The organism is Thermogutta sp. (assembly GCF_014359955.1).
In the GTDB taxonomy this organism is placed as follows: domain Bacteria; phylum Planctomycetota; class Planctomycetia; order Pirellulales; family Thermoguttaceae; genus Thermogutta.
The window spans coordinates 1-3,776 of the sequence record NZ_JACIYL010000438.1 but is presented as its reverse complement, the minus strand read 5'-3'; the positions used below and the strand labels follow the sequence as shown (position 1 = coordinate 3,776).

Below are 3,776 nucleotides of genomic sequence, written 5' to 3'. Positions count from 1 at the left end.
GTTGTGCGATCAGGGCCGACCGGTTGGCCTCATCCAGGATGTACACGCCGGCACTTCCACCCTGGGAGATGCACCAGGCTTTCCCCGGGCCGACCTTTCCATCTTTTTCTTCCAGGAGATTCAACCTGCGCAAAAGGACATTGGGTTGAATGATTTTTTGATACGGAAAGAACCCATGATCCGAACAGACAATCAAATACGTGCTTCGGGCATGGGGTGAGGCGGCAATCGCTTCCACGATGTCGCGAATACGATCGTCCGCGTAGCTGGCGCACCAGTACGCATCATCGGAACGCGGCCCGGAGCGATGCTGCACGTGATCCGGCTCCACCAGGTGAATCATCACCAAGTTGGGTTGATGCTTTAAAAGGAGCTGGCGTGTCATCCTGGTGTAGAGCCAGTCGCGCGGCACACCGCCCCCACCTTCTCGACACCATCGACCGTGGCTGTCCACCGGGAGCCCCATTTTGCGGAGTTCCGCAATCCAGGTCGGGGTGCCAAACTGGGTCCAGGCGTCATCGCCCGGCATGTCCGGAGCGCTGTAGTGCAGCGTGCGGGCGTTTCTCGTCACTGGCCAGAGGACCCCTGCCGTGACCAACCCGGCCTTGTAGGCGGCATCGTAGATCGTGGACACCCGAAAAGCCTGTTCCTTGTCGTACACCGGATCACAAAGCAGTGTGACCTTCTGACGCGTCTGCCGATCGAGAAAATCGTTGGCGATGACTCCGTGCTTTCCCGGCCAGACCCCCGTGGAAAGCGTGGCGTGGGCAGCCCACGTGACCGACGGGAAAACCGTGATCATTCCCCGGGCACTCGCGCCTTCCCTGGCCAGACGGCGAATGGTCGGCATGTCCGCCCGGGGATCATTGAGGTAGAAATGAGCCAGACCGTCCACGCTGACCAGGATGACCGTTCTGTCCTTCCGCGGCTCGGCAGCTCGGGCATTGATGAGGTCCCCCGCCGCGAACGCAACAACCGCCAGCAAACACGCCTGGAAAGCGCGACGATTCATACCGCAGGCCTCCGCTCATCGGACCGGTGAAGTGCACAACCCGATAACCCCGATCGGCGGCCCATTCTATGGGAAAAATTCTTTCAAAACAAGTCGCTCGGCAGGAATGTCGGGCTCCTTGGCAGGAGAATCCGGGTCAATAGCTTGACCTCTGGGCACTGCCTGGCCCGATAGGAGCGGGGCGACACAGAAGCCGCGCGAGCTTGTCGGCAAACCGCAGCTCTCAATCTGAGCGAGTCCATCGCTCAGCCGCGGCGTCACATGCGAAGAGTCTGGTCGCCGGGAGGCTCCTCACGCGTCCCACAAGGCCATTTACCGGAGCGTGATCGCCTTGGCAAGCGGTTGGAGAATCGATTCGATGACATACTGGTCGATCACCGCCCTGCCCGTTTTGGCGAGTAAATCGAGCGTTTGGATAAAGCCATTTTGCCCGGGCAGACATCCATAATAGCGGCACGTCACGTACACGCTGACCTGTTCTTCCGGGTACTCCTGGGTCCGTACATGGTAGTCGTTGGTCCGGGTTTCCACGCTGATCCGACACTGCAGGCGGCAATCGCGATCTAACGCCAGAGTGATGGCGGGCTCATAATGGACGACCTGCGCGGACGGAATCTCCAACGAACGCTCAAAGGCCAGGGGGACACCCAGCGCGTCAGCAACCAGTTGGTTGTGATTTCCCTGATATGTGAAATCGAAGCCAAAAAGTAGATCAATGGCCTCGCAGTCCAGCGGACTGAGTGACAGATGGTAGGGCGCTACCTCCAGGATGAGGCGGTGAAACTGGAGAGCGGTCTCCACGGCCTCCGGGTTCACATGGCCCGCACTGATGCGCCTGGGCTCCAGCGTCAGCCATCGATAAGAGCTCTCCACCTTATCTTCTTCCAGGACAATTTCCGAACGGTCCCGGGCATAAAAGTTTTTCATTCCCGGAAACGAACGCTGGATCCGCTCGAAGAAATGAATGAGAGTCTCCCGATGGGATGGGAGCGTCAAAGCGGTGTTCAGGGTCAAGTTAATGTAATGATCATCACACAGATGATGATAGGTTTCCATAGCGACCGGGTGCAGTTCCTTTCAAGGGTTCGTGAGAACTTCCTCAATCCCGCGCTCCCCTCAAGAGGCACCGGTTTAAAAAGCGCGAGTATAAAACGTGGGCAATTGGGTTGTCAAAGCCCCGTGATCGGGGTAGTTCGTATCAGTATTTTGTGGGGAAAACCTCCGGGGCTTTGCCCTGTCACCTGTTTATTGTAAGCTGTTTGGCCGGGATTCCAAACTGCAAGAAACGGCCGGCCAAATCGCTCCCAATACGTCAGTCATGCAAACCGAGTGCCACTTCATCTGCTGTAGAGGTTTCCCAGGCTGGTTCGGGTTCGCGGTTGACGGTGAACATGTGGTTTGCGGGACTCTTGGTGCCGCCACGACTGCCGAATTACTGGACGATCTTTCCAGCAAAGCCGCCGACGTGTGCGTTGCGGTCAGTCCCGCCGATTGTGCGGCACTGGCGAGCCGTCTGGCCGAACTGCATGCCCGGGTGGCGCCTCGCGAATCGCCCACTTGCCCCGTGCCAAGGTTATACGTTGTTAATCCTTACCGTCAGCCTTCATGCGCAGCCGAGCTAAGCGACCTATCTTCCAACCGTTGGGAACTGATCCACCAAATGACAACGCTCCTCGCGGGGTACCTGGCCGGGTGTCCGGTGGACTTTACTGACATTCCAGTCGATTTGTCGCGTTGCTCACCTTTCACCCGCCGCGTCCTGGAGGCCTGTCGGTCCATCCCCTACGGGGAAACACGAAGCTACAAACAGCTCGCCGAGTTGGTTGGTCATCCCCAGGCCAGCCGCGCTGTCGGCCAGGCCCTTGCCCGCAATCCCGTCCCCCTTATCATACCATGCCATCGGGTGATCGCCACGTCGGGGAAACTTTGCGGTTTTACCGCCCGCGGGGGCACAGCAATAAAAGCCCGGTTGTTGGCATGGGAGGCCCGGCACAAACCCGACGTCCAGGATCTCCCTTCCTGATCCGGCAGACCAAAGAAAATTGGCAGGAGACGTCTTGACAAGGTGATACAATACCGCGAACAGGCAATGCCGTTCCGGGGGGAGTTTTGCTTCGCGACCTTGCCCGAAGTTGTTTGGACGGTATTCGGCAAGACCAACCAATCCACGCTGCGTGGCCGGATGCGCGGCCCCGTTGGAGTACGTTGCGATTTCGTCACAAGTGAAAGACGGTTCTGGTTCAAGACGACGGAGTTTCCCATGAACGACATCACACTCAGCGTTGCTCAGAAGGCATTGGAAGCGGCAATGAAAAAAGCCGAGGAGCTTGGCACGAAGATGGATATCGCCATCGTGGATGCCGGCGCCAATTTGAAGGCTTTCGTGCGGATGGACGGTGCATGGCTCGGGTCGATCGATATCGCCATCCGAAAGGCGCGGACGGCGCGATTTTTTGACATGGAGACCGGCGAGATTGGGAAACTCTCACAGCCAGGTGGCCCCCTCTACCATATTGAACACTCCAATGGCGGACTGATCACGTTTCCCGGGGGAATCCCGATTCGCAATTCGCAGGGCGAAGTTATCGGCGGAATCGGTGTCTCGGGCAGCACCGTGGAGAACGACCACGCCGTCGCTCTGGCAGGTGTTGAAGCGATCCGTTCGCTAATCTGAACGGCGGAAACAGGTAACGCGACGGGCAGGGCCAGCAGGCCCAGTGGAGATATCGGGCGCGCGAGCAGCGTGGTACTCAAGCTGCTCGCG

Annotated in this window: 4 protein-coding genes; 2 read left to right on the top strand and 2 right to left on the bottom strand. The window is 58.5% G+C overall.

The annotated features are described in order from the left end of the window. The coding region (locus H5U08_RS12670) for an ectonucleotide pyrophosphatase/phosphodiesterase (RefSeq protein ID WP_297033614.1) at window positions 1–1,012 on the bottom strand (1,012 nt) is incomplete at its 3' end. A 312-nt stretch (window positions 1,013–1,324) separates the two neighbouring features. Continuing rightward, entirely contained in the window at window positions 1,325–2,068 is a 744-nt protein-coding gene (locus tag H5U08_RS12665) for a hypothetical protein (RefSeq protein ID WP_297033612.1), read from the bottom strand. 337 nt (window positions 2,069–2,405) lie between these two features. On the opposite strand from H5U08_RS12665, the gene H5U08_RS12660 reads away from it, so the two are divergent. Next, on the top strand, window positions 2,406–3,035 hold the full coding sequence (locus tag H5U08_RS12660) for an MGMT family protein (protein WP_297033610.1): 630 nt from the start codon (window positions 2,406–2,408) through the stop codon (window positions 3,033–3,035). A gap of 237 nt (window positions 3,036–3,272) precedes the next feature. Then, window positions 3,273–3,686, top strand: a complete 414-nt coding sequence (locus H5U08_RS12655) for a heme-binding protein (RefSeq protein WP_297033609.1) — start codon at window positions 3,273–3,275, stop codon at window positions 3,684–3,686. Window positions 3,687–3,776 lie beyond the last annotated feature (90 nt).

Coding starts and splice junctions, on each gene's coding strand:
- H5U08_RS12665 (WP_297033612.1), bottom strand. CDS start 2,068: ATGGAAACCTATCATCATCTGTGTGATGATCATTACATTAACTTGACC.
- H5U08_RS12655 (WP_297033609.1), top strand. CDS start 3,273: ATGAACGACATCACACTCAGCGTTGCTCAGAAGGCATTGGAAGCGGCA.